Source organism: Roseibium limicola, assembly GCF_017313085.1.
Taxonomy (GTDB): Bacteria; Pseudomonadota; Alphaproteobacteria; order Rhizobiales; family Stappiaceae; genus Roseibium; species Roseibium limicola.
In genome coordinates this window covers 545,714-569,041 of sequence record NZ_JAFLNF010000003.1, presented here as the reverse complement: position 1 = coordinate 569,041, position 23,328 = coordinate 545,714, and the positions used below count along the sequence as shown (strand labels likewise).

Annotated in this window: 23 protein-coding genes; 9 read left to right on the top strand and 14 right to left on the bottom strand. The window is 57.8% G+C overall.

All coding sequences use genetic code 11. The annotated features are described in order from the left end of the window. The first annotated feature begins 9 nt into the window (after positions 1-9). Positions 10-708, top strand: a complete 699-nt coding sequence (locus J0X15_RS09775; protein WP_206940133.1) for a class I SAM-dependent methyltransferase — start codon at positions 10-12, stop codon at positions 706-708. Here the strand turns inward: J0X15_RS09775 and J0X15_RS09770 are convergent. Next, positions 687-1,421: a hypothetical protein gene (locus J0X15_RS09770; RefSeq protein WP_231710341.1), complete on the bottom strand. Its 735-nt coding sequence runs from the start codon at positions 1,419-1,421 to the stop codon at positions 687-689. The two genes, J0X15_RS09775 and J0X15_RS09770, sit on opposite strands and share 22 nt — an antisense overlap. Positions 1,422-1,618: 197 nt before the next feature. Between J0X15_RS09770 and J0X15_RS09765 the strand changes: the two genes are divergently transcribed. Next, positions 1,619-2,251 carry a LysE family translocator gene (locus J0X15_RS09765; protein WP_206940131.1) on the top strand — a complete coding sequence of 211 codons (633 nt, stop codon included), beginning with the start codon at positions 1,619-1,621 and terminating at the stop codon, positions 2,249-2,251. 106 nt (positions 2,252-2,357) lie between these two features. On the opposite strand, the gene J0X15_RS09760 is transcribed toward J0X15_RS09765, so the two are convergent. The 4 genes from J0X15_RS09760 to J0X15_RS09745 form a co-directional block, all read right to left on the bottom strand. Further along, positions 2,358-2,630 carry a hypothetical protein gene (locus J0X15_RS09760; RefSeq protein WP_206940129.1) on the bottom strand — a complete coding sequence of 91 codons (273 nt, stop codon included), beginning with the start codon at positions 2,628-2,630 and terminating at the stop codon, positions 2,358-2,360. A 191-nt stretch (positions 2,631-2,821) separates the two neighbouring features. Then, entirely contained in the window at positions 2,822-3,220 is a 399-nt protein-coding gene (locus J0X15_RS09755; RefSeq protein ID WP_206940127.1) for a TIGR02301 family protein, read from the bottom strand. A gap of 102 nt (positions 3,221-3,322) precedes the next feature. Then, positions 3,323-3,763 (bottom strand): NUDIX hydrolase, encoded by a 441-nt coding sequence (locus tag J0X15_RS09750; protein WP_206940125.1) that lies wholly within the window; start codon positions 3,761-3,763, stop codon positions 3,323-3,325. A gap of 72 nt (positions 3,764-3,835) precedes the next feature. Next, on the bottom strand, positions 3,836-4,348 hold the full coding sequence (locus J0X15_RS09745; RefSeq protein WP_206940123.1) for a hypothetical protein: 513 nt from the start codon (positions 4,346-4,348) through the stop codon (positions 3,836-3,838). 82 nt (positions 4,349-4,430) lie between these two features. Here J0X15_RS09745 and J0X15_RS09740 point away from each other — a divergent pair, with 82 nt between their 5' ends. Both J0X15_RS09740 and J0X15_RS09735 read left to right on the top strand, forming a co-directional pair. After that, positions 4,431-5,198, top strand: a complete 768-nt coding sequence (locus J0X15_RS09740) for an SOS response-associated peptidase (RefSeq protein WP_206940121.1) — start codon at positions 4,431-4,433, stop codon at positions 5,196-5,198. 149 nt (positions 5,199-5,347) lie between these two features. Then, positions 5,348-6,178 carry a methyltransferase domain-containing protein gene (locus J0X15_RS09735; RefSeq protein WP_206940119.1) on the top strand — a complete coding sequence of 277 codons (831 nt, stop codon included), beginning with the start codon at positions 5,348-5,350 and terminating at the stop codon, positions 6,176-6,178. Positions 6,179-6,229: 51 nt separating this feature from the next. Here the strand turns inward: J0X15_RS09735 and J0X15_RS09730 are convergent, their stop codons facing one another. Together J0X15_RS09730 and J0X15_RS09725 are read right to left on the bottom strand one after the other, a co-directional pair. Beyond that, positions 6,230-6,658 (bottom strand): glyoxalase superfamily protein, encoded by a 429-nt coding sequence (locus J0X15_RS09730; RefSeq protein WP_206940117.1) that lies wholly within the window; start codon positions 6,656-6,658, stop codon positions 6,230-6,232. Positions 6,659-6,908: 250 nt separating this feature from the next. Further along, positions 6,909-8,321 (bottom strand): FAD-binding oxidoreductase, encoded by a 1,413-nt coding sequence (locus J0X15_RS09725; protein ID WP_206940115.1) that lies wholly within the window; start codon positions 8,319-8,321, stop codon positions 6,909-6,911. A gap of 172 nt (positions 8,322-8,493) precedes the next feature. Between J0X15_RS09725 and fabI the strand changes: the two genes are divergently transcribed. Continuing rightward, positions 8,494-9,312: an enoyl-ACP reductase FabI gene (gene fabI / locus J0X15_RS09720; RefSeq protein WP_206940113.1), complete on the top strand. Its 819-nt coding sequence runs from the start codon at positions 8,494-8,496 to the stop codon at positions 9,310-9,312. 84 nt (positions 9,313-9,396) lie between these two features. On the opposite strand, the gene J0X15_RS09715 is transcribed toward fabI, so the two are convergent. After that, positions 9,397-9,819 (bottom strand): hypothetical protein, encoded by a 423-nt coding sequence (locus J0X15_RS09715; protein ID WP_206940111.1) that lies wholly within the window; start codon positions 9,817-9,819, stop codon positions 9,397-9,399. Positions 9,820-10,049: 230 nt separating this feature from the next. On the opposite strand from J0X15_RS09715, the gene J0X15_RS09710 reads away from it, so the two are divergent. Next, the gene (locus J0X15_RS09710; protein ID WP_206940109.1) at positions 10,050-10,673 is read left to right on the top strand and encodes a histidine phosphatase family protein; all 624 of its coding nucleotides are present in this window, start codon (positions 10,050-10,052) and stop codon (positions 10,671-10,673) included. Between the two features lie 97 nt (positions 10,674-10,770). Further along, a complete protein-coding gene (locus tag J0X15_RS09705; RefSeq protein ID WP_206940107.1) occupies positions 10,771-11,943 on the top strand; it encodes a DUF3095 family protein in 1,173 nt (390 codons plus the stop codon). Positions 11,944-11,992: 49 nt separating this feature from the next. On the opposite strand, the gene J0X15_RS09700 is transcribed toward J0X15_RS09705, so the two are convergent. Next, on the bottom strand, positions 11,993-14,287 hold the full coding sequence (locus J0X15_RS09700; protein WP_206940105.1) for a putative bifunctional diguanylate cyclase/phosphodiesterase: 2,295 nt from the start codon (positions 14,285-14,287) through the stop codon (positions 11,993-11,995). Positions 14,288-14,573: 286 nt separating this feature from the next. Between J0X15_RS09700 and aroC the strand changes: the two genes are divergently transcribed. Continuing rightward, a complete protein-coding gene (gene aroC, locus J0X15_RS09695; protein WP_206940103.1) occupies positions 14,574-15,662 on the top strand; it encodes a chorismate synthase in 1,089 nt (362 codons plus the stop codon). A 254-nt stretch (positions 15,663-15,916) separates the two neighbouring features. Further along, positions 15,917-16,804, top strand: a complete 888-nt coding sequence (yghX, locus tag J0X15_RS09690; protein ID WP_331461902.1) for a YghX family hydrolase — start codon at positions 15,917-15,919, stop codon at positions 16,802-16,804. Positions 16,805-16,927: 123 nt separating this feature from the next. Here the strand turns inward: yghX and J0X15_RS09685 are convergent, their stop codons facing one another. The 5 genes from J0X15_RS09685 to ribB form a co-directional block, all read right to left on the bottom strand. Next, the gene (locus J0X15_RS09685; RefSeq protein ID WP_206940240.1) at positions 16,928-18,682 is read right to left on the bottom strand and encodes a TRAP transporter permease; all 1,755 of its coding nucleotides are present in this window, start codon (positions 18,680-18,682) and stop codon (positions 16,928-16,930) included. A 138-nt stretch (positions 18,683-18,820) separates the two neighbouring features. Beyond that, positions 18,821-19,780 (bottom strand): TAXI family TRAP transporter solute-binding subunit, encoded by a 960-nt coding sequence (locus J0X15_RS09680; RefSeq protein WP_206940093.1) that lies wholly within the window; start codon positions 19,778-19,780, stop codon positions 18,821-18,823. Positions 19,781-19,973: 193 nt separating this feature from the next. Then, positions 19,974-20,525 carry a hypothetical protein gene (locus J0X15_RS09675; RefSeq protein ID WP_206940090.1) on the bottom strand — a complete coding sequence of 184 codons (552 nt, stop codon included), beginning with the start codon at positions 20,523-20,525 and terminating at the stop codon, positions 19,974-19,976. Positions 20,526-20,595: 70 nt separating this feature from the next. Continuing rightward, positions 20,596-21,801 (bottom strand): multidrug effflux MFS transporter, encoded by a 1,206-nt coding sequence (locus tag J0X15_RS09670; protein WP_206940088.1) that lies wholly within the window; start codon positions 21,799-21,801, stop codon positions 20,596-20,598. 200 nt (positions 21,802-22,001) lie between these two features. Then, on the bottom strand, positions 22,002-23,321 hold the full coding sequence (gene ribB / locus J0X15_RS09665) for a 3,4-dihydroxy-2-butanone-4-phosphate synthase (protein ID WP_206940086.1): 1,320 nt from the start codon (positions 23,319-23,321) through the stop codon (positions 22,002-22,004). Positions 23,322-23,328 lie beyond the last annotated feature (7 nt).

Sequence of the window (23,328 nt, the reverse complement as noted above, 5' to 3'; positions counted from 1 at the left end):
ATTGCAGACATGAGCGCAGCAGCGGACACCGCGCGGGTTATGGATGGCGTCTACCGCAATCAGCGCCACATCTACGATCTGACGCGGAAATATTATCTTCTTGGGCGGGATGTCCTGATCGACAGACTGGCACCGCCGGTTGGAGCGCAGGTTCTGGAGGTCGGTTGTGGCACAGGTCGCAATCTGATCGCCGCGGCCAAGCGCTATCCGGATGCGCAGTTCTATGGCTTCGATATTTCCAGTCAGATGCTGGAAACCGCCAGGGCCAATGTCGCCAAGGCCGGACTGTCGGACCGGATTGCTTTGAACCTGGGCGATGCATCGGACCCGCACGTCATCTTGGGATTCGGTCAGCGCCATCTTGCCGAAGAAGGGTTCGACAGGGTTTTCTTTTCCTACACCCTGTCGATGATCCCCGTTTGGCAACAAGCACTGGTGGTCGGGTCAAGCGTCCTGAAGGCCGATGGGCGAATGTCGGTGGTCGACTTCGGCCAGCAGGATGGTCTGCCGCGCATGTTTCGCCATGGACTGTTTGCCTGGCTCAAGGCATTTCACGTTGAGCCGCGCGCCGAGCTTCGGTCGATCCTGAGTGATGTTGCGGGCACAAATGGGTATTCCGAAAGCTTCAGCAGCCTTTACCGCGGCTACGCCGTTTATGCAGAGCTGCAGGCAGGCGCTTCAGGGCTTCATTCGCCGGCCACGAAATAATGCATGGTGCCGTCTGGTCCGATGCCGATCCGGTAGAACAACCAGACCCCATAGGATTCCATTTCGGCAAAGTCGCCAGCCGTGACCAGCCGGTAAAGCTCGACTTTCTGTTCCGGCGACAATTGATGCAACGGGTAACGGGCAAAATAGGGCCAGACGAACATCTCCTGGGCTGTTCCCTGATCCACATGCACAAAGCCCGCATCCAGCGTGTCTGCCAGGATCGCCAGAATCTCGAGGCCGTCTCCATCGCCCGAGCTGTCGCGCAGAAACTGGATCGGATCATCGATCTTGGTCAGCGACAATGTCGGCATCAGCTCGTTGCCTTCCAGCACCATCCGCAGCCGCTCCATGTCGCCGGAGAGGGCGGCTTCGCGCAACTGCGCACGCATGCGCGCAACGGGCTTGGGCAGTTGGTCCACATCGTAGAGCACCTCCGGCGTCGCGACTTGTGTCTCTGCGACGGGCTGTTCCTCGTCTTCCCTGTTGGCATCGGGGGCCGGACTGTCGGCGTTCATGGCTCCCAGGTCAGCAGGTACCTTGCCCGTGCCAGCATTGTCTGCCAGTGGAGGGCTCAAAAGGATAGTGTCGGTCTTCACCGGAGCAGAAAGGGCAGTCGTGCTGATCCCGCAGATGCAAACCGTAGCGGCCAGCCATTGCAGGACACACGGCACGAAGCGCCGGAAACAGATAGATGGGGCGCTGGTGATCATGTTTCTGGCCTCTGGAAACGGGAAGAGCACTGTCGCCTTCCTAAGCATATTCCTCGGCTCGCGGCCACCCCTTATCAGTCTCAGGCCGGTATGACTGTGCCGGTGAAACAGCGCTTTTGCTTTGACGGCGGCCCTTGCGCAGAACTGCTGGGGCCGCTATCGACGCAGCTTGATCTTTGGCGGCCTGGTGATTTGGCGTGATTACACTTGAGTATCTGTTGATCGGAATAGGCGTTGGCCTTGTGACGAGTGCTCCGGTTGGCCCAGTCAACATCATGGCGATCAAGCACGCGGCTCAACAGGGCTTCGGCAAGGGCGTGACCGTGGCATTCGGTGCTGTGGTCGCTGATACGATATATGCCGCTCTGGCTGTGTTCAGCGTTTCCGCAGTCACCACATTCGTGACCGGTCAGGAAGATCTGATCAAGGCTCTTGGCGGGCTACTGCTCCTGGGATTCGGTCTGAGGGTCTACTTCTCGCATCCGCATATGGAACCGGGTGAGGGTGGAGCGTCCGCGCTGACCGATATGGTTGCAGCATTCTTGCTGACCGTGACAAACCCAGGCGTGATCCTCGGGTTCGTTGCCATTTTGGGCGGGCTGGGCACATGGCGACCGGTTGCAGGGGATCATCTGGGAGCCCTGTCCATGGTCGCAGGTGTTACCTGCGGTGCGATGCTGTGGTGGTGTGCAATTTGCTGGCTGGTGAGCCACATGACCGGGCGGATTGACGATACATGGCTGGAACGGGCCAATCACATTGCCGGTGCATTGTTGGTGGTGTTTGCTGTTGGCCTCTATGTGGACCTTCTGGTCCGATGGGTGCTTTGAAGCTTGCAGGCCGTCGGCACACTTAAAGGCCCGGGGATTTCCGAACGCGCAGCCTTGAAACCGTCAGGTCGTGTTGGCGGCCTGCTCTCAAGAGATCTGTGGCGCGTTACTGCAGGACCCGGTTGACTGTGTAATCTCCGCGTTGAATACGCTCGGGCAGACCTTCGGCCAGCTTCGAAACGGCATCTTCGCCATAGGTCGCGACAAGGTCGGCAAGGGCGGTGAACATCGCCGCATGAGCGACAGCATCCGCATCGACGCCATTGGCAATCGCCTCGGCCCAAGCGTCGGAAATGAAGCTCAAAGCGGCCCGCCGGATATCCTCATCCTCGGCGAATTCAGCTTCCATTGCCGCATCATTTAAATCATCGTTGATCATGCGTTTCCTTACCAGTTTCAAAGTGTTAGCGGGAACGGAATCTCCGAGTGGCCTCCCGAATCTTTTCGAGGATCAATCTACCACGGCGAACCGCGCTGATAAGTAACCGTGAACACAAACTTAACGGCCACCCACAAATTTAACGCAAAAGGTTAACCAACCGGTAAGCAGCGTAAATTTGGTGAGATGGCTTAGCGGCTGAAACGGCCAGTTACGTTGCGGATCAGGGTCTGACCTTCGCTAACGTATTGTTTCATAGCGAGACGCGCGGCTGGCGTGCAGGTCCGATAAGTTGAGGAAAAACCTCGGTAGCCCTGATTGAAATGCTCTATGTAACGCCGCCGCCGATTACCTGGCTCGGTTTCGACGTCCAGAAGGGCGATCATCCTGTCGCGCCACGTTGGCGCCTCGTCTGGACCACACATGGGCTGCAGGCTGTGCAGAGCGCCCATGACTTCCGCCAGCCGCATCAGCTCGTCGTCATAAGGCACGGTGTCTTCCGTCGTCTGGGCACGGGACGCATCCGGCAAGGTGAGAAGGCCAATGCCGAGTGTCAGGCAGAACAAAAGAGGAAAAAAACAGTGACGCATGGCCGGAGTGTGCGGGCAGAGCACACGTATCGCAAGGCTAAACAGCTCCGGTTTGAGAGCCGTTCACAGCTCTGCGGGTCAACACAGCGAGCCATGAGACCGTCAGTCCTGCGGGAAGCGCTTCAACAGGCGCTCAATTCTCTCAGGCGTGTCCGGAGTGGTCAGCAGTGCGTAACTGTCCTGCGGAGCTATCCAGCGCACCTCTGCGGCGTCATCGCCCGCCACAGCCGCGCCACTCTTGTAAGTGGCCAGCATCACCGCGAGCACGTAGTGCGACTTGACCCGTCCGTCGGCATCTTTCTGGATGCTGTCAAACACTTCACCGACTTCGTGCATGCGCGCCTCGATAGTGGTCTCCTCCTGCAGCTCGCGGTCTGCGGCTTCAGCCAGGCTTTCTCCCACTTCGATCATTCCCCCTGGCAGGCTCCAGTGATCCTTGAACGGCTCATTCCCCCGGCGAACCATCAGCACCTTCTGACCACGACGGCACAGGACGCTGATGGCAATCAGCGGGATGTCTGGATAGCTGCGGGAAACGGCCATGGGCATCTCTGGTCGGGCTTGCGAAGCGCACACGCGCATAGACTAGAAGTCAGCTGGGAGAATGTCTGCCGGTCAGGCGAACATTGCATCGATCTCGGCTTGAGCTTCTTCGCCTTCGGACTGAAGAGCATCCGCACCCAGATGCCCGTGGATCACGCCACTGGCCTTGGAGATCAGAGGCTTGATCTGCGAGGTGGCGGTATCGGCAATCATGATAGCCGATGAGGCCAGATCTTCTGTTGCGCGAATCTGTTCTTGAGCCAGAAGCACAACCGCATTGATTTCCGCCACATAGGCCTCAAGATGGGTGCGCAATCGCACAGGCGCGGCATGGTAGGCATCGACTGCCAGCTTTTTGTCGCTGAAACCTGAGGTCTCGAAATGATCTTCGTAGTCGATCGGGTGCCAGTCGAGAACGTCTTCGGCGCACTCGGGCATTGCCGGAAGCATTTCGAGCAGCATCATGACTTCGTTGAAGTGGTTGAGATAATCGGTGGCCAGTCCCGTGGTCGGGTTAATATTGGCTTGCTCGAGCCTGTCAGCGGCCAAAGGGCCCACGCCGAGTACAGGACTATCAAGCTTCATACCAATTCCCCAAGCGATTCATCAAAGCATACGCTATCTTGTGTTAGTTGCCATTTGCCTAATCGGATGGCAAGGAAGTGAAATGTGCGGTCGATTCACTCTTACAGCGTCTCCAGCGGAGGTTCGCGCGCTCTTTGACTATCAGGAGCAGCCGAATTTTCCGCCTCGATATAATATTGCGCCAACCCAGCCCGTTGCCAGCGTGCGCCAGAACCACAATGGTCAACGGCATTTTGTTTTACTGAGATGGGGGCTTGTGCCGGGCTGGGTCAAAGACCCTGCCAGCTTTACCTTGCTGATCAACGCGCGGTCTGAAACCGCGGTCCAGAAGCCGTCGTTTCGGGGGGCTATGAAGCACAACCGCTGTCTCTTTCCCATGTCAGGTTATTTTGAGTGGCGACGCACGCCGCAGGGCAAGCAACCGTTTTTCATTCATCCGGCAGACGGTGGCGTGATGGCTGTTGCCGCCCTTTGGGACACCTGGTGCGATCCCGATGGCGGTGATATCGACACAGGAGCCTTGCTGACCACTCCAGCCAATTCCAGCCTGGGTCAGATCCATGATCGCATGCCGGCGGTTCTGGCCCCCGAGGATTTCGAAACCTGGCTGGACACAGGCAATGTCATGGCGCGTGATGCCCGCAGACTGCTGCGCCCTGCCGAAGACGGTCGTCTGATTGCCACGCCTGTGTCCAGTCGCGTCAATTCGGTTGCCAATGACGAAGCGGATCTGTTGCAGGAAGTCGAGCCAGACGAGGCGCTTCCGGCTCCAGTGCGTCGACGGAAGAAAGCGGCAACCGGTCAGGACGACGGAGGCGAGGCCGGAGGAGGGCAGATGTCGCTCTTCTGATGAACTGGCCAGAAAGTGGGTTGCGGCCCTCGATAAGCGTTGAATAAATCACTGGCACGGCTCTGCTGCCTCGGATATGAGGCACCCCCAGACAACAGACACATGAGAACGGGGCGATGCTCCGCTCACCCAGCCAAGATCGGAATGACATGAGCGACACCGACGAAGATGCCTTGGCCGAGGCCTATAACCGGGGGCTTGAGCTGGAAAAGTCCGGGGACCTGGATGGCGCCGAGACGGCATACCTTGAAGCGCTCAAACTAGACCCCAGCGACACCGGAGGTGTCTCCATTCGGCTGGCCGCATTGGGACGTGCGCCTTCTCCCGACGCGATGCCGGAAGCCTATGTCGCCACGTTGTTTGATCAGCATGCAGACGTATTCGATGAGATCCTGGTCGATCAGCTAGGATACTGCGTCCCTCTGCTGTTGCGCGAAAGGGTGAGAACCCTTGAGCTGGGGCCCTTCGAGCGGCTACTGGACCTGGGTTGTGGCACGGGCCTGACCAGCGTCGCCTTCCATGGCCATGCGACCCACATGACGGGCGTCGACCTGTCGGAGCGCATCGTTGAACTGGCTTTTGACCGGGAGGTCTATGACGACCTCTATGTTGGCGAGGCTGTCAGCTTCCTCGAGGAATTTGAGGATGAAGATGACAGTCGACCGACCTGGGACTTCATTGCAGCCACCGACGTCTTTCCCTACCTTGGCGCCATTGAGCGGATGGTCAAAGGGGCTGCGGACCGTCTTTCTTCGAAAGGCTATTTCGCCTTTTCGACTGAAACCCTTCCAGATGAGCAGATGGACGGCAAGGATTACAGGGTCGGAGCCAAGCAGCGCTTTGCCCAGAGTGGGGGCTATCTTCGTCGGGTTCTCGGTGCTGAAGGTTTCGACATCCTGTCGCTGGAGCCGATCACAGTTCGGCTGGAGGACGGCGTACCGGTTCCCGGTCACATGGTCGTCGCGCAAAAACAGGTCTGATCACGGCCAATGCCATAGCCCGGACAGTGCTGTCCGGGCTATGGCATTCTCTCAGAAAGCTTTGCGTATCCGCATGTGAGGAGCGCCGTCAGAGGTTTTTGCCGGGCTCACCCCATCTGCGTCGACATTTGCCGTCACCCGGTGGCGATAGGCTGAAAAACTATCGAAACTCACCACGTCGACAGGTTCATCAAACGCGATGGTGAGCTTCAGCCCACCATTCGGACCGAGCCGACTGACAGACAGGACTTCGCCTGCGAAGTCCTGCTTAAGATAGGCGCCGCAAACCCGGTCGCCGACGGCAAGTGTCAGGTCAGGCTGGTTGCCTTTTGCCGCAAAGAGCGTGTTCCAGTCGCGATAGCCATATTGGCGCGCCACAAGGTCAAGGGTTTGCCCATGTGTCAGGGCGCCCTTGTCCGACAAAGCGGATCGCAGGCGCTTTGCCTGGGATTTGAGATCATCCACGGAGGGTAGGGTCATCTGACCTGCCTTTTCAAAATCGCAGGCAATCTGGGATGGGGCTCGCATTGCCATCGGCCTGCTTCATGAAAAGCGGGTGACAGATGTGTTCTGGCTCCCGGTCTTTCCGGAAGCATCAGTTTCACCAAGAAGCACGTTATGCTCCGCGAGCGGCTGGGACCGACGACCCGCCGAGACAAAAACGTCTTCGGGAGAGTTTTGTCAAGCGGGCAGGCGCATGCTGGCAGTGTTGCTTTTAAAGGGGTTGCTTTTAAAGCAACCGTCCCGGGTTCATCAGACCTTTCGGATCAAGGGCCGATTTCACTCGTCGCATCATGTCCATCTCCACGGGGCTTTTAACCTCATGAAGCAATTCCCTCTTCAGGCGACCGATACCGTGTTCAGCCGAGATCGAACCGTTGAACTCGGCGACGATGCCATGGACGAGGGCATTCACATCATCCCACTTGGCGAGGAAGTCGTCTTTGTCGGCACCGACCGGCTGGCTGATGTTGAAATGGATATTGCCATCGCCCAGATGGCCGAAGGGCACGGGTCGGCAACCGGGAACGAAAGCAGAGACAGCCGCCATGGCCGTGTCTAGAAACTCCGGAATTGAGGCAACAGGCACAGAGACATCGTGCTTGATCGATCCGCCTTCCCTCTTCTGAACGCCAGACATGCCGTGGCGCAACCGCCAGAAGTCGTCAACCTGCTGCATTGAACTGGCAATTGCCGCATCACGTACAACGCCGGCCTCCATGGCTTCGCTCAGCGTGCTTTCCAGAAGATCCCGCACAGGAAAGGCGTCCGAGCCGCTGGAAAGCTCCATCAGCACATACCAGGGATGTGGCTCAGCCATCGGATCGCGTGCGCCTTCAAGATGAGCAACACAGAACTCCATGCCAATCCGGGGCATGATTTCGAAGCCGGTGAGGACCGGTCCGGCCTGGGCCTTGGCAAGCGAGAACAACTTCAGGGCGGCATGGGGATTGCTCAATCCGACAAACGCCGCTTCCAGTTTTTTCGGCTTGGGGAAAAGCTTCAAAGAGGCGGCCGTAATAATCCCCAGGGTCCCCTCTCCGCCGATAAACAATTGTTTCAAATCATATCCGGTATTGTCTTTGCGGAGGGTTCGAAGGCCGTTCCAGATCTCGCCTGTCGGCAGCACAACTTCGAGCCCGAGAACCAGATCCCGAGTGTTGCCATAGGCGAGTACAGCGGTGCCTCCGGCGTTGCTGGAGATGTTTCCTCCGATCTGGCAAGAGCCCTGAGAGCCGAGTGAAAGCGGGAACAGACGGTCGACTTTTGTCGCCTCATTTTGCAGCGTTTCCAGCACCACTCCACTTTCCACAGTGATGGTGAAACCGTCCGGATCGACGGCACGGACGCGGTTCAGCCGACCAAGCGAAATAACGATTTCATCGCCGGTTTCCTTAGGAATTTGGGCGCCTACCAACCCAGTGTTCCCACCTTGCGGCACCACCTTGAGAGTGTGCTCATAGGCATAGGTCATCACGGCGGAAACGTCTTCAGTGGAGCCCGGTCGCACCACCATCGGCGTGACACCCTGGTAGAGATCTCGCCACTCTTTCAGGAAGGGAGCCTGGTCATTTTTTTCAGTCAGCACATTCGCTTCACCGACCAGCTTTGCCAGCTGCGTTGCATGAGTGCTCCAGTCCATCAAACCGCTTCCTTCAGATCAAAAGGCAAAATTCACTCGGTAACATAGTGACTGGCACGAGCCCCGTCGACGGCTCTTTCCGGGCTCTATCCGACTTGATGCAGAAAATGCCCTGTGCCATAGGAAGCTCTGCCCGGACGGGGTGGTTAAAGAATTTCTTCTGGAGATGAAGATGGCGGAAACGCTCGGACTGATGAACGGCAAACGCGGACTGATCATGGGCGTTGCGAACAACCGGTCGATTGCCTGGGGTATCGCAAAGGCTCTCGCAGATGCCGGCGCGGAACTGGCGTTGACCTATCAGGGCGATGCTCTGAAAAAGCGTGTTGCACCTTTGGCGGATCAGCTTGGCGCCTTCGTGGCCGGCCACTGTGATGTGACGGATGCTGAAAGCATCGACAACGTATTCAAGGCTTTGGAAGAGAAGTGGGGCAAGATCGATTTTCTCGTTCATGCCGTGGCTTTTTCCGACAAGGACGAGCTGACAGGTCGCTACGTCGACACCACGTCGGAAAACTTCAATCGCACCATGGATATCTCGGTCTATTCGTTGACCGCAGTGACCCAACGTGCCGAGAAGCTGATGAACGATGGCGGTTCTATCCTGACCCTGACCTACTATGGCGCAGAGAAGGTTATGCCGCATTACAACGTCATGGGCGTTGCCAAGGCTGCTCTGGAAGCCAGCGTAAAGTATCTGGCGATGGATCTGGGGCCGAAGAATATCCGTGTCAACGCGATCTCTGCTGGTCCGATCAAGACGCTGGCCGCATCCGGTATCGGCGATTTCCGCTATATCCTGAAGTGGAACGAATACAACGCGCCCCTGCGCCGCTCGGTCACCATCGACGAAGTGGGCGACAGCGCGCTGTACCTTCTGTCAGACATGAGCCGTGGCGTGACCGGTGAAATCCAGCACGTGGATTGTGGTTACAACATCGTCGGTATGAAGGCTGTCGATGCACCGGATATCTCGGTCGTCAAGGACTGAGGTCGGCGACTGCAGTTTTGATATGCCAAAGGGGAGGGGATCGCAGGATCGCCTCCCTTTTTCGTTGTCAGAAGCCGATCTGGCTCAGGCCAGGATCGAAAAGGTCGATGTGGTGTTGTTCATCGAGGCCCACTGTTCCAGGGCAAGCGCATAGCTTGGCATGTCTTCCAGCATGGCATCCTTGTCCGACGACGTGTGCAACTGGTCATAGGCGGTCAGCAACATGTTGGTGATGTTATCTTGAACATCGCCGTCATCCATCTTGCCACCGGTGATGAGCTGATAGACGAGCTCCGCCTTGGCCTGGGCGCGGGACCATTCTGTCGCCAAGTCTTCTCCAAGCGTTGCCGCATCTTCAAAGGCCTTGGTCACCGGATCCGTCTCGGTTTCGGCCTGGGTCGCGTCGTCTGTCGACGTTGCGGCTGTGCTTTGGGAATTCAGGCTGCGGGAATTGCTGGAACTGGCGGTATTGTAGCCGCTGAAAACAAGACTTGAAATGGAACTCATGACGAAATACGGCCTCTAAGGACTGAGTTGAATCCCCTTATATTTCTACCAAGGTAATAATTACTTAATTTTTCCACTAGGCATTTTAATTTTTTCGATGAATTGCGCCGCTTTCGCATGCGTGGCAGCGGTAAATGGATCGACCTTCGGCGCCAAAAGGGCAGTTGCGGGAATCGCGCCATGTGTGACATGGCTTAAACATAGACGATTCCACGGCCTGAAAGCAGAACATGACCGCGACCCTGCCTCGTATTCACAACCCGGCATTCCTCATTTTCGTCCGTCACGGACAGACCGACTGGAACAGGGAAGGTCGGATGCAAGGTCAGAAGGATATTCCTCTGAACCCGCTCGGACGTTTACAGGCCGACGACAATGGTCTGCGCCTTTCCGAGTACCTCAGCCGCAATGGGTTGACCCCTGAAACTTTCGATTTCGTTGCCTCACCTTTGGGGCGAACCCGCGACACCATGGAACGCGTTCGCAAAGGGATGGGACTTGCACCATCGGAGTATCGCCATGAGGACTTGTTGAAGGAGCTGACCTTCGGCGCCTGGGAAGGACACACACTGGAGGAGCTGGCAATGTCGCATCCTGAACTGGTCGAGTTACGTCGCAAGGACAAGTATCAGTTTGTACCGCCGGGGGGCGGCGAGAGCTACGAGATGCTGCGCCAGCGCATTGCCAAATGGTTGGTCACGGTCGATAAGCCGACCATCTGTGTTGCCCATGGTGGTGTGATGCGTGTCATGCGGGGCATGTTGGAAGGTCTTCCCCCGGAGATGGTCTCCAAGCTTGATGTACCGCAGGACCGTGTTTTTGTCTGGAAAGACAGCAAGGGCGACTGGTTCTGACAGCAAAGTGAACGTTGGGTGAGCTTTGCTTGCATCCAACTGCCCCCCCTGCGCGTAATCCTCGGTAAGGAGTGCTCGTTGCGCACAGTGGAGCCACATGACCGATCAAGCTGACACCTTCTATAAGAATCTTCCGAGTTTCCGTGATTTTGATCAGGTTGGCGACCTGGCAGCCTATCAACCCGTACCGGACGACTGGGTCGTGTTGGCAGCCGATATCGTGCAATCGCGGAAGGCCATGGCCGACGGGAAGTCCAAGGAAGTCAATCTGGTCGGTGCTGGAGTCATTGCCTCTGTGGTCAATGTTCTGGACCGGGACCGTATCCCTTTCATCTTCGGCGGTGATGGTGCGATGATCCTTGTCCCCGGTGCTGACGCTGCAGTGGGGGGGCAGGCCCTTGCAGGTATGGCGCAGCTTGCCCGCGATCAGCAGGGACTGACGTTACGCACGGCAGCGATACCATTGAAGGTGCTCCGGGAGCGTGGGACAGACGTTCGGCTGCGCAAATACGAGCTAAACCCGGGGAACTATCTGGCCATGGCAATCGGCGGTGGGCTGGATCTTGCCGACGAGATATTGAAGTCCCCGGAGAATGCGGAGACCTTCGCCATCGACACCACGGCACCCCCGGTGCCTGATCTCACCGGCCTGTCGTGCCGATGGGAACAGCTGCCCTCCGAGCATGGTCGTATTGTCTCGCTGATCGTGCGCCCGACCAAGGGCGCGGGCGAAGAACAGGTTCTGACGGACATCCGCAAGGAACTGCGGCGCCTCATCGGGCAGGATGTCTTTTCCGATGAGGAAGAGGGTCGGTTTATCTTCCCCCGGCGCCTCCGGTTCCGCTTCCCTCCCAGTGGTTTGGGTCGCGAAATCCGTTTGGTTGGTGCCAGCCGGGGGCGGCTGAAGACTGCTCTTGGGTCTGTCTTCGAGTGTCTGGCATTTCTCTATGCCTATACGACCGGACGAACAGTCGGTCCGCTTCAGCCGGCGCGGTATCTGGATGAAATCTGCCGGCAGACGGATCATCGCAAATTGGATGACAGTTTGCGCCTGGTACTGGACATGAGCGCCGGTCAAGTCGCGGCTTTGCGTGTCTACTTGGAACAGGCCCGGGATCGTGGGGCCTTGAGCTTCGGACTGCATGAAGCCGACACCGCCATGATGACCTGCTTTGTCTCAGACCTATCGGCTGGCCAGCATCTGCACTTCATTGACGGGCATGGCGGCGGCCTGTCGGCGGCTGCCACCGCGATGAATTCGGCAGCCTGAGGGACGTTGAGTTACCTCGGGCGGTTCGCCTGACCTCAGTTGAAGGGCTTTACAGAACGCGGAGTTCCACGCTGGGTCTTCTAGCGAGGTCTTCCGCAGGAAGTGCGAAGGGCTGGCGCGTGACCATCTCGGTGATTTCTTCCCTTGGAAGCGGTTTGGCGAAGAAATATCCCTGCAGGATATCGCAGCCATTTTCTGTCAGCCATATGCGCTCGGCCTCCGTCTCGATTCCTTCTGCAAGGACTGAAATGCCAAGACTGCGCGCCAGTTGGATCAGCGCCCGTGTAAAGGTCTGAAGTTCGGTGTCATGATCCACTCCATCGACGAAGCTTCTATCGATTTTGACTCGATCGACCTTCAGGTCTCTCAGGCTCGCAATGCTGGCATGGCCGGTACCGAAGTCGTCCAGCTCGATGAAAAATCCGAGGTCAGCAAGAGCGGCAACATTGTCAAGGATCGGCTTGGCGTCGAAGGCATCCAGCATGACAGCTTCGAGAATTTCGATGCTGACCTGTTGCGGCTTCAATCCGGCGGCGAGCGTTTCTTCCAGAAGCATTTTGACGCAATCAGGTTCTGACAAGACGGTCGCTGAAACGTTCAATCCTATATGAAAGGGGATATGGCTAAGTTTCATCAACTTGGCCGCTTTGGCCATTGCTACTTCCCGGACAACCTTGTCGATCGCATCCATGTAGCCAGCCTCTTCGGCAATAGGCAGGAATGCTGCCGGCGGTCGGACAGAGCCGTCGGCTCCGACCCAGCGAACGAGTGCCTCTGCTCCGACTATCTGTCCGGTGCGCGCGCAGATCTGCGGCTGATACCAGGGAACGATGTGCCCTTGCTCTAGAGCTTTGCGGAGATCTTTGGCGATCTCGTTGTGGCGCTCGAAGTTGAGACGGATATGAGGGGCAAACAAGCAGATATTGGATGCCCCCTTGAGTTTGGCATCCTTGAGGGCGAGGGATGCATCGGTCAGCAGCTGTTCGCCGATGCCGGATCCTTTCTGCGACAGGGACAGGCCAATGCAGGTATCGAGCTGGATCGAATGACTGCCGATGGCGTGTTCGTTCGACAGGCTTTGGACAATGCGCTCGGCAAGGGTTTCCAGCGCTGAAGGATGAGTGAGGTGGCGACGGAAGATGATGAACTCAGCACCGCCGGCTCGAACCACAACGTCGTCGTCTTGAGTCAACTCACTCAGCAACTGCGCGACGGTGCGCAAGACCACATCCCCAATGTCTTCGCCATGACGCGTGTTGATCGCCCTGAAACGTCGCAAATCCAGATGCAAAAGACCTGCAGTGGCGTCATCCTTCTCGCTTCCCAGCTCCAGCAACATCCTCATCAATCCGCGCCGGTTAAGCAGACCGGTCAGTGGGTCAGTGAGGCTAATATCGTTGAACTCCTTGGCTGTTTTGGTTTCGAGTTTCCTGGAGAGAAACAGTGCCATGCCAAGGGCGAAGACGATTACCAGAGCACTCGAGGTGCTGGCAGTCAGGACAGCAAGTCTCTTGGTCGCTCTGGACTGTTGCAGATCGTCCTGCAGATGATCGATTGCGCCCCGCCAGAGATCAAGTGAGGCACGGGCGAGAGCCAAGAACTCAGCCCGGACGGGCGCCACAATTACTTGATGACCACGGCCGGCTTCCAGCGCACTGCGAAGTAGTTGGGAGCCGGCTTTTTGGTAATCGCCATTGGCGGCCCTATAGCGTTGGGCAAGGTCTTGCAAACGGTGCACGGACGTCATGTCTTTCTTAGGAAAGAATTCCTTGGAGATTCGGGCAACCTGATCAGCCGCCACCTTGAATTGACCGCCCTGGACTGTGATGGCCATGCGATCCCACAGGTTGATCTCGTCCTTCACCGCAACGCGTTCACCGGCGAGCAGCATGGAACTTGATTCCAGAATGACAGTGAGAAGCGTATCGCTGACCAGGTCGGGCAGTTCGCCATTATCGAGACTGACGGCACCTGACAGATCGACGGCCCTGCCGACGAGACGAGCAATGGTGCGTGCCTCTGTCATGGCGGAACTGATGGCGTGAACGGTGATCAGCGATTGATAGTTGTCAGCGATCTGCGCACGAAGGTCGGGTCTCAATGGAATCTCAGTTGCCAGGTTAAGCTCTTGGGGAACTGGCATGACGCTGGTTCCAAGAGCAGCCTGCCGCAAGGCTGGCTCCAGGGATGAAATTGCGGCAAGTCCACCAAGGCTGCGGTCCAAAGTCGTAAGGGAGGACAGGGTTTGGCGCAGCCACAGCGTTGAGAACAGGAGAATGGGAACCAGTAACAGCAGCACAATTGCGGCAAGCCACCGTCTGATGTTCAAGGTTCCATTTTGCATCGTTATCACGTTCTCTTTTGTCGTTGCTAGTTGGCTCTGATTGCCTGGCGACTAACTCTTACGTCTTGCGAACTAACTTGGTTTAAAAATGCAGTCCGTAGGGTAAGCTTCACGTTAACGGCAGGCATCACTTTGATGTGCGAATGTCCTACGTCCTTTTACCCAGGGCTTGTCTCTGGTTTCTGGGGCTTGAGGTTAAGTCCGTCTTGCCGTATCGCTGGGCGCCTGAAAGTCAGTTTCTGCGCCGGGCTCATCGAAGGTTTTACGGCGCCACCGAAGGGTCCCCATGTCTCACAATAGCTTTGGACATTTGTTTCGCGTTACCACTTGGGGCGAGAGCCACGGCCCGGCGATTGGCTGCGTTGTTGATGGATGTCCGCCGTTGATCCCTCTTTCGGAAGTCGATATCCAGGGGTTCATGGACAAGCGCAAGCCTGGGCAGTCGCGCTTCACCACGCAACGTCGCGAGCCGGATGAAGTGAAGATCCTCTCCGGCGTCATGGTTGACGAGGACGGCGTGCAGAAGACCACCGGTACTCCGATTTCTCTGATGGTGCAGAACACCGATCAGCGCTCCAAGGATTACTCCGAGATCAAGGACCGCTACCGTCCTGGCCACGCTGACTACACCTATATTGCCAAATACGGCATTCGTGATTATCGCGGTGGCGGCCGCTCGTCGGCGCGTGAGACGGCGATGCGGGTTGCAGCCGGTGCTGTTGCCCGGAAGATCCTCCCGCAGGTGACCATCCGGGCTGCCCTCGTGCAGGTCGGTCCGCACAAGATCAATCGAGCCAACTGGAACTGGGCGGAAGTCGACAACAATCCGTTCTTCTGTCCGGATGCTGAGGCCGCAGAGCAGTGGGCGACCTATCTCGACGAGGTCCGCAAAAGCGGCTCTTCGGTGGGGGCTGTGATTGAAGTGGTCGCTGAGAATGTACCGGTCGGCTTGGGTGCGCCAATCTATGGCAAGCTGGACACGGACCTTTCGGCGGCGCTGATGTCGATCAATGCAGTCAAGGGTGTCGAGATCGGCAACGGCTTCGAGGCGGCTACCTTGAGCGGCGAGGAAAATGCTGACGAGATGCGGATGGGAGACGATGGTGAGCCGGTTTTCCTGACCAACAACTCCGGCGGGATCCTTGGTGGTATTTCCAATGGAGATCCGATTGTTGCCCGTTTCGCCGTGAAGCCGACATCCTCGATCCTGACAGAGCGCAAGTCTGTAACACGCACCGGCGAAGAAGTTGATGTGATGACCAAGGGCCGTCACGACCCCTGCGTTGGTATCCGCGCGGTTCCGGTCGGGGAGGCAATGGTCGCCTGCACCCTTGCGGATCATTTCTTGCGTCATCGTGGCCAGGTCGGCGACTGATTTTTCCGGAATGTCTAATTCCCCAAGCAGAGGGCGACCAGTTAAAAGCCGGTTGCCCTCTGCTTTGCGTGATCCGCCGAGATCAAATACGCGTGAGCGGCGTTCGGGGAATGGCAGAAATACGAGGGTTTGAAAAAACACCCCGTCCAGATATCGGAAAACCATTGGACGTTCTGTTGAGTGCTTCCTAGTCTTTTTTGGACATTGATGTTGCTCAATGGGAGGAGGCCTGTCGCATGAACGAGATACCGTCCATTCACCGAAAGACCGCGAAAGATTTTCCGCAAGAGCTGCTGGATCTCTATGACTTCTACGCTCATGGAAAAATCACCAAGCGGGAGTTTCTCGAGGGAGCATCGAAGTTCGCAGTTGCTGGCGTAACCGCCGGATTTTTGCTGCAGCAATTGTCTCCGAATTATGCGCATGCCCAGCAGGTCGCCCCTGATGATGCGGCGATCGTGAGCGAGCGTGTGACTTATCCATCTCCGGAAGGAAATGGCGAAGTGAACGGCTATCTGGTCAGGCCGGCTGGTGTCACGGCGAAGCTTCCCGCCGTTCTGGTGATCCACGAGAACCGTGGCCTCAACCCCTATATTGAAGATGTTGCGCGGCGCATGGCCAAGGCAGGGTTCCTGGCGCTGGCACCGGATGGCCTGACGTCGGTGGGAGGGTACCCTGGGTCAGATGACGCGGGGCGCGAGCTGCAACGCACAGTCGACAGCGAGAAGTTGATGAACGACTTCTTTGCCGGGTTTGAGTTTCTGTTGAAGCACGACGACAGTACGGGAAAAGTCGGCGCAGTCGGCTTCTGTTATGGTGGTGGTGTGGTCAATGCCATTGCCGTTGCCTACCCGGAACTGGGCGCAGGCGTTTCTTTCTACGGCCGTCAGCCGGCGGCTGATCAAGTTGCCGATATTCAGGCTCCGCTCCTGATTCAGATGGGTGCGCTCGACGAACGCATCAATGCTGGCTGGCCGGCGTTCAAAGACGCGCTGGACGTCAACGGCAAGACCTATGAGGCGCATATCTACGAAGACGCCAATCACGGATTCCACAATGACACCACACCGCGCTATGACGCGGAGAAGGCGGAGTTGGCGGAAAAACGGACGATCGCGTGGTTCGAGAAGTACCTGAAGTAACTTTTCGCGTAAGGCCAGTGGCAATCGCTGGCTTCCCCATCGACCTGACTTGCCCGAGACCTCACATAAATCAATCACAAGAGGCGCGTGGCTCTTACTCTCGACTGGAAATGCGCTGGCGGCTCAAGCCGCCAGCAAAGGTCGAATGAAGATGATCAGCAAGCCGCCGGTGCAGAGCAGAACGCGCTTCCAGGCAGCTGGTCGCCCGATCAGCCCATAAGACACCATAGACAACCCGATGCCGATCTGAACGAAGGCTGCAATTGCGGCGACGGGCTCTTGGGTGAGCTTGAGAAGTGCCGGGTTCGCGATCATTCCCAATGGGATGATATACAGCCCGATACCAAGGGCCATGGCGCTTGCCGCAACTTTCAACCAGTTCTCTCCAATCATGCCGGCCGCGATGAAGACGGCGCCACACACCGGCGGGGTAATCGTCGACAACAAGGCGAACCAGAAAACGAAGAGATGTGATTGCAGCGGCTCCAGACCCAATTGCGTCAACGCCGGACCTGCCACCGAGACGCAGATGACGTAAGCGGCGGTGGTGGGGATCTCCATGCCGAGGATCAGGCAGGCAAGGGCCGTCAGGAACAGAGACGGCCACAGAAGCCCCCCAGCCCCCGACAGGATGAGGGAGGTGATCTTCACGCCCAGACCTGTCAACGACAGAACGCCGATGATGATCGAGGCGCAGAGGATGATCGAGGCGATGACCGCAACCTGGGACGCTGCTGTGACAAGAGCTTCCTCAAGGCGTGCCAGCCCCTGCTGTGGACGGATTTGCAAGGCGGCATCGGCAAACAGCAGAAGTGCCGCTGTGAGGATGGCGAGTGTAGCGGCATACTGTGGTGTGTAGCTTGCGACGAACATGCACCAGAGCAGCACGCCGAATGGTACCATGAAAAAACCGGTGGAGATGATTGTCTCACGCCATGTCGGTTGGTCAGCGGCGTCTAGGCTTTTTAGATCCAGAACGCTGGCATGCGCGTTGATGCCGACCCAGACCGCCAGAAAATATAGAATTGCTGGCAGAATGGCAGCTGCCATGATCGACGGGTAGGACATGCCCGTCAGTTCCACCATCACGAAGGCACCGGCCCCCATCAGTGGTGGCATGATCTGTCCACCAGAGGAGGCAACCGCTTCCACCGCAGCGGCTAGTCGCTTCGGGTATCCCAGCTTTGTCATGGCCGGCAGGGTGATTGCACCGGTCGAGGCCACATTGGCCGAGGCTGAGCCTGAAATGGAGCCGAACAGTGCCGAGGAAATCACGGAGACTTTTGCAGCGCCGCCGTTCAAACGACCGGCAGCGGAGGCGGCGAGATTCATGAAGCCCTTGCCAGCTTCTCCGGAGTTCAGCACCGCGCCAAGAATGACGAAGATGGCGACGACCGAGACAGAAACACCGGTCAGGCTGCCCCAAAGGCCGCCTTCGGCAATGGTCAGAGTGCCAAGAAAACTGTCCAGAGGCAGTCCGGAATGGCCGAACTCGCCGGGTATGTATTGTCCCCATAGACCATAGGTGAGCGCCAGAAGCGCGACGCAAGGCAGTGGCCAGCTGATAGCGCGCCGCGCCGCCTCCAGCACCGTGATAAGCAGAGCCGCTGCGACCACCCGCTGAAAGCTGCTTTCCAGAAATCCGTATTGGTCAATCAGCGTTGCATGGTTCAGTGCGACCCAGCCGCAGGCAGCCATGCCGGTGATCATGAACGGCCAGCCGGTCCAGATCGAGGTCGGCGTTTTGGCTGTGAAGAGAAAAACCCACGGCAGAGCGAGTGCCATATGAAGTGGGCGGCTGATCAGATTGGGAACCAGTCCGGAAAAGATGAGCCCGAGGTGAAAAGCCACCAGCACCGCTGCCAGGGCCAGTTTCATCCAACGCAACAGCGGTGGGGAGCTGGGCGGCAGGGCAGGTGAGGTAGTAGCTGGGGTGGTGACCATCTTGAACTCGTGATCTAAACTAAAAATCCCCGGACAGCAGGTCTGTCCGGGGATGGTTTTTCGTGTCTGACCTTACTGCTGCGCGTCGGTCAACGGGAAGCCGGCTTCCTGATAATAGCGCAGTGCACCAGGGTGGATCTTGCCCTGGATAGTGCCCATCAGATCCTTGTCGACGCCAGCCCACCAGCGAGCTGTCTCGCTTAAGGAGGCCTTGGTGTCCCAGAAGGTCTTTGTCAGCTGATAGGCCGCTTCGTCATCCATCGCGGTGGTGGTGTAGGCAACCACCGGCAAGGATGTGGTGACGATCTCGCTCGCCTGTTCTGAATACGTGCCGGCCGGAATGACTGTACGTGTACGTTTTGTTTCCGCGACTTGGTCGTCGCTCAGTGACAGTACGGTCACGTCGGCAGAGGCGGCTGCCTCGACGACATTTGGAGCAGGCCAGGAACCGGCAGTAACAAAACCGTCAATCTGCCCGTTCTTCAGCGCAGCTACGGCGTTTGACAGTTCGACTTCAGCAAGCTTGACCTTGCCTTCCAGTCCGAAGAGCCCGAGATACTTTTCGCCTTCGCGAGCGCCGAAAGAGCCTTTGCCGAGAAGCAGCGTCTTGCCTTCCAGGCCAGCGAAGTCTTCAACACCGCTGGCTTTGGAAACAACGAAGTGCATGGTGAGGGACGGGATCGGGAAGAGTGCACGAATATTTGCGAACTTCGGGCTTTCCTTGCCTTCAAACGGACCCTTGCCACCCTTTGCAGCGCCAACCAGTGCTGGCGGAGTGGTGAAGACGTAGTCGCCGCCACGTGCCCGGGTTTCCATGACGTTCTGGACGGAGCCCTGGCTTTCTTCCACGGTGACAATGATGTCGCCGCTGGAGCCGGATTTCATCGCTTCCGCCAGTTCCACGCCCATCTGGTAGTAGGATGAACCTGCCTTGGCTGATTTATAGGTGATGCGGGTTTCTGCCTGCGCCGTGGTGGCAATGGCAAGTCCGGCGGCCAGAGTGATCCCGGCCATGAGCGTGGATTTGAACATGGTTTCCTCCTGAGTGGTTGCCCATCTTTCACGAGCAGCTGTTGCGTTTGCCCGGAGATCAGTGTGGGTGCAATGACGTCCCCTCCGGACGTTGGATCGGCACACAAAACCTCTGATCAAACGAAGCAGTCAATCTCGCAGGCGTAGCGGGCTTCATGCCGTTTTAAAAGCCCTCGGGGAGAGCAAACCGGTCTTAAAGTGGCAGATACCGTCGCACCCGCGCAAAAATTTCTTCCGGGTTTCCGGTGAGGGGAAGCAGGTTCACCCGGATAACGGGTAGCCCGTCCTCAGCTTTCCCGACTTTCCAGTTTCGCGCCATCATGGCTTTCCAGACGGGGAAGACCTGTGGTTTGGCCAACGCGTCGGGAAGGGGAGCGTTCAGGCTGATTTCAAGTGTCCGAAGCTCGATGGAACGCACGGAGCTTTCCTTCAGGTTCAAGCCAGATATTGCGTCCCATTTGAGAAAGCCGAGGCGTTCCAGAAACAACCCGTCCTTGTTGGCGGCCAGCTGTGGTTGGCCCCGGTCGATCATGGGATAATGCCAATAAGCGAAGAAAATCGGGATCAGGGCGAGGGAGGCAAGAATCTGCGCCTTGCCGAAAAAACCAAGCACGAGAAAGCCGACGGCGAAGAGAATGCCGCCATAGACGAACCCGTCGCCAATCGAGGGCTTGTATCCGATCGCGAAGGGTTCTGGTGCAATCGGGGTCTGATCCGAAAAGGGGTCGGTATGCTGATCTTTCATGAATTCCGCCGCAAAGAGAAAGAAGCGCGAACCTGGTCGCGCTTCTTTGTTTCAAGCCTTGGCGGAAATGTCAAAAGCCCGGCGTCGGGTCCACCGCCGCACGGCCGACCTTCAGCGCATGCAGAAGAATGAAGGCGGCAAGCGAACAGGTGAAAATGGCCGCAACCATTGGTGTGACGCTGCCGTCAAAGAACGGGCTGACAGCAACGATCATCAAGCCGCCGGTGACCATCTGCAAGGTTCCGCCGAGCGAAGACGCAAGGCCCGCGATCTTGCCGTGACGCTCCAGTGCCAGAACCATGCAGGTCGGGATGACCAGGCCGAGGCAGGCGTTACCGAGGAACAGGCAAGCCATGACAACAGGCAACTGATCGAAGCCATTGAGTACAAGCATCAAGAGAACGGTCTCGACGGCGAGAAAGCCGCTGATCGCATAGGCAATCAGTCGATTGACGCCAAGTCGTTGTCCGAGGCCGGCTGCGAACTGCGAAGAGGCGAAGAAGCCAATGGCGTTGGCCGCAAAGGCGAGAGAGAATTGAACCTCCGACAGGCCATAATAGTCGGTGTAGACAAAGGAGGCGCTGGCGATGAAGACAAAGAAACTCGCCATGCCGCAGCCACCGATCAATGAAAGACCCATGAACATCGGATCGCTGCTCAGCATCTTCAGGCCCCGGAGCAATGTGGCGGGGCGAATGGCAACGCGTTGCTCCGGAGGCAAGGTTTCCGGCAGCATGAACCGTGTCATGAGCAACGACAGAACGGCGATGGCGGCCAGGAACAGGAAGATGGCATGCCAGTCACCAAGGCCCATGAACACCGTTCCGATCAGCGGGGCAAGCATTGGCGAAACGCTGATCACGAGCATGATCAAGGCCATCAGGCGGGTCGCTTCATAGCCGGTGAACATATCACGCACGATGGCGCGTGGCATCACCATCACCGAGGCGGCGCCAATGCCTTGCACGAAACGGGCAGCAATCAGCAGTTCGATGGACGGTGCCAGGGCGCAGGCAAGAGAGCCGATGAGGAAGATGCTCAAGCCGATATAAAGCGGGACCTTCCGGCCAAGCTGGTCGGAAAGAGGACCGTAGATCATCTGAAAAACACCGAACGCCAGGAAGAAGGCAGACAGAGTCATCTGGGTTGCGGCGATGCCGGATTGGAGATCTCTCTCAATTCCTGGCAAAGCCGGCAGGTACATATCGATCGCGAGGGGGCCAACCGCAGCCATCAGGCCAAGGACAACGGCGGACCGAGCAAGACTGCCGGACATATTCAACTTTCCCGAGGGTCAAAGGGGTGGGCAAGGCAAAAGGCAGCACGATCAATTATCGCGCTGCCCTGTAAACTGGTCAGTACCATTCTATGGCAGCCTGCCTTTTCGCGCAAGACGATAAGGCAGGCTTGCTTTCCCTTTTCGACCACGGGTCGGGCCCGCAGAATTCACCTGCAGGTCGGTCTCAGTCGTCCCGATCAGGCGTCCTGGATCTCGGTGGCTTCGATCTTGATGTCAAAGCCTTCCAGCCCGACGTAATGGCGTTCGCGCGAGGCAAGCAGGAGAATGGATGTCACGCCGAGGTCTTTGAGGATCTGGGCGCCGAGCCCGACTTCCCGCCACTGTTCCTGACGCTGCTGGGCAGAGACATGTTCCTCACGCTCGGCCGCATCCAGGTCGGCGCGTGCCCGCGTGGACTGTCGTGCAACGCCGACGGATCCTTCACGCAGGTAGATGATGACGCCACGGCCTCGCTCAGCCATCAGCTTGATGGTGGTGTCGAGGGGCTGGCTTGCCCCGAAAACATCATCCAGAACGGATTCCAGCTGAAGGCGCACCGGCACGTTTCGGCCATCCAGAATGTCCCCGAACACAAGCGCAACGTGATGCATCGGATCGTAAGGGGTGGAGTAGGTCACCGCATAGGCGGGACCAGCCAGGGTCTGTAGCGGCTGTTCGTTGACGCGCTCGATCAACCGTTCGGTGCGTTGGCGCCAGGCGATCAGGTCGGAGACCGAGACCATGGGCAGGTTGTGTTCTTTGGCAAAGACGGAGATATCCTCACCGCGTTTTACGGTGCCGTCGTCATTCACCAGCTCGGAAATGACGCCGACTTCATCCAGGCCTGCAAGGCGGCAGAGGTCGACCGCAGCTTCCGTATGGCCGGAACGCATAAGAACGCCGCCTTCTTTTGCAATCAATGGGAAGACATGGCCAGGGCGCACGAAATCATCGGCACCGGCGTTGGGGTTTGCCAACCCGCGCACGGTGGAGGCGCGTTCTTCGGCGGAGATGCCGGTGGTCAGGCCCTGCTTGTAATCGACCGAGATGGTGAAGGCTGTCGCAAGCGGCGCATCATTCTGCGACACCATCGGGTCCAGTCGAAGCCGCTTGGCATGTTCGACCGTCATCGGCGCACAAACGATGCCGGAAGTATGGCGGATGATGAAGGCCATTTGCTCCGGTGTGATCCGGGAGGCGGCAACGATCAGATCGCCTTCATTTTCCCGATCGTCGTCATCAGTTACGATGACCATTTCACCGCGCTCGAACGCACGGATGGCTTCAGCGACTCGAGCCTGAGACACGGGATGCTCCTTGGTGGTGGAAAGACCGAGAAAATCATTGGGCGTCACGTCGCCATTCGTGGCTTCGGCGATGCGTCGGGCCATATCGCGGGAGATCCAGGCGTTGGGATCGTTGCACAGGGCCGTGACAGACGCGGCAGACAGACTGGCGCGGCGTGCGAATGCGCTGCGACTTTCACCGTGTGCCTGAAGCCAATGATCTAATCTCATGGGCGTC

Coding starts and splice junctions, on each gene's coding strand:
- ribB (WP_206940086.1), bottom strand. CDS start 23,321: ATGAGATTAGATCATTGGCTTCAGGCACACGGTGAAAGTCGCAGCGCA.
- J0X15_RS09770 (WP_231710341.1), bottom strand. CDS start 1,421: ATGATCACCAGCGCCCCATCTATCTGTTTCCGGCGCTTCGTGCCGTGT.
- J0X15_RS09715 (WP_206940111.1), bottom strand. CDS start 9,819: ATGAGTTCCATTTCAAGTCTTGTTTTCAGCGGCTACAATACCGCCAGT.
- J0X15_RS09740 (WP_206940121.1), top strand. CDS start 4,431: ATGTGCGGTCGATTCACTCTTACAGCGTCTCCAGCGGAGGTTCGCGCG.
- fabI (WP_206940113.1), top strand. CDS start 8,494: ATGGCGGAAACGCTCGGACTGATGAACGGCAAACGCGGACTGATCATG.
- J0X15_RS09730 (WP_206940117.1), bottom strand. CDS start 6,658: ATGACCCTACCCTCCGTGGATGATCTCAAATCCCAGGCAAAGCGCCTG.
- J0X15_RS09680 (WP_206940093.1), bottom strand. CDS start 19,780: ATGTTCAAATCCACGCTCATGGCCGGGATCACTCTGGCCGCCGGACTT.
- J0X15_RS09685 (WP_206940240.1), bottom strand. CDS start 18,682: ATGAAACTGGCCCTGGCAGCGGTGCTGGTGGCTTTTCACCTCGGGCTC.
- J0X15_RS09725 (WP_206940115.1), bottom strand. CDS start 8,321: ATGGACTGGAGCACTCATGCAACGCAGCTGGCAAAGCTGGTCGGTGAA.
- J0X15_RS09705 (WP_206940107.1), top strand. CDS start 10,771: ATGACCGATCAAGCTGACACCTTCTATAAGAATCTTCCGAGTTTCCGT.
- J0X15_RS09750 (WP_206940125.1), bottom strand. CDS start 3,763: ATGGCCGTTTCCCGCAGCTATCCAGACATCCCGCTGATTGCCATCAGC.
- J0X15_RS09755 (WP_206940127.1), bottom strand. CDS start 3,220: ATGCGTCACTGTTTTTTTCCTCTTTTGTTCTGCCTGACACTCGGCATT.
- J0X15_RS09760 (WP_206940129.1), bottom strand. CDS start 2,630: ATGATCAACGATGATTTAAATGATGCGGCAATGGAAGCTGAATTCGCC.
- J0X15_RS09675 (WP_206940090.1), bottom strand. CDS start 20,525: ATGAAAGATCAGCATACCGACCCCTTTTCGGATCAGACCCCGATTGCA.
- J0X15_RS09775 (WP_206940133.1), top strand. CDS start 10: ATGAGCGCAGCAGCGGACACCGCGCGGGTTATGGATGGCGTCTACCGC.
- J0X15_RS09670 (WP_206940088.1), bottom strand. CDS start 21,801: ATGTCCGGCAGTCTTGCTCGGTCCGCCGTTGTCCTTGGCCTGATGGCT.
- J0X15_RS09710 (WP_206940109.1), top strand. CDS start 10,050: ATGACCGCGACCCTGCCTCGTATTCACAACCCGGCATTCCTCATTTTC.
- J0X15_RS09745 (WP_206940123.1), bottom strand. CDS start 4,348: ATGAAGCTTGATAGTCCTGTACTCGGCGTGGGCCCTTTGGCCGCTGAC.
- J0X15_RS09735 (WP_206940119.1), top strand. CDS start 5,348: ATGAGCGACACCGACGAAGATGCCTTGGCCGAGGCCTATAACCGGGGG.
- aroC (WP_206940103.1), top strand. CDS start 14,574: ATGTCTCACAATAGCTTTGGACATTTGTTTCGCGTTACCACTTGGGGC.
- J0X15_RS09700 (WP_206940105.1), bottom strand. CDS start 14,287: ATGCAAAATGGAACCTTGAACATCAGACGGTGGCTTGCCGCAATTGTG.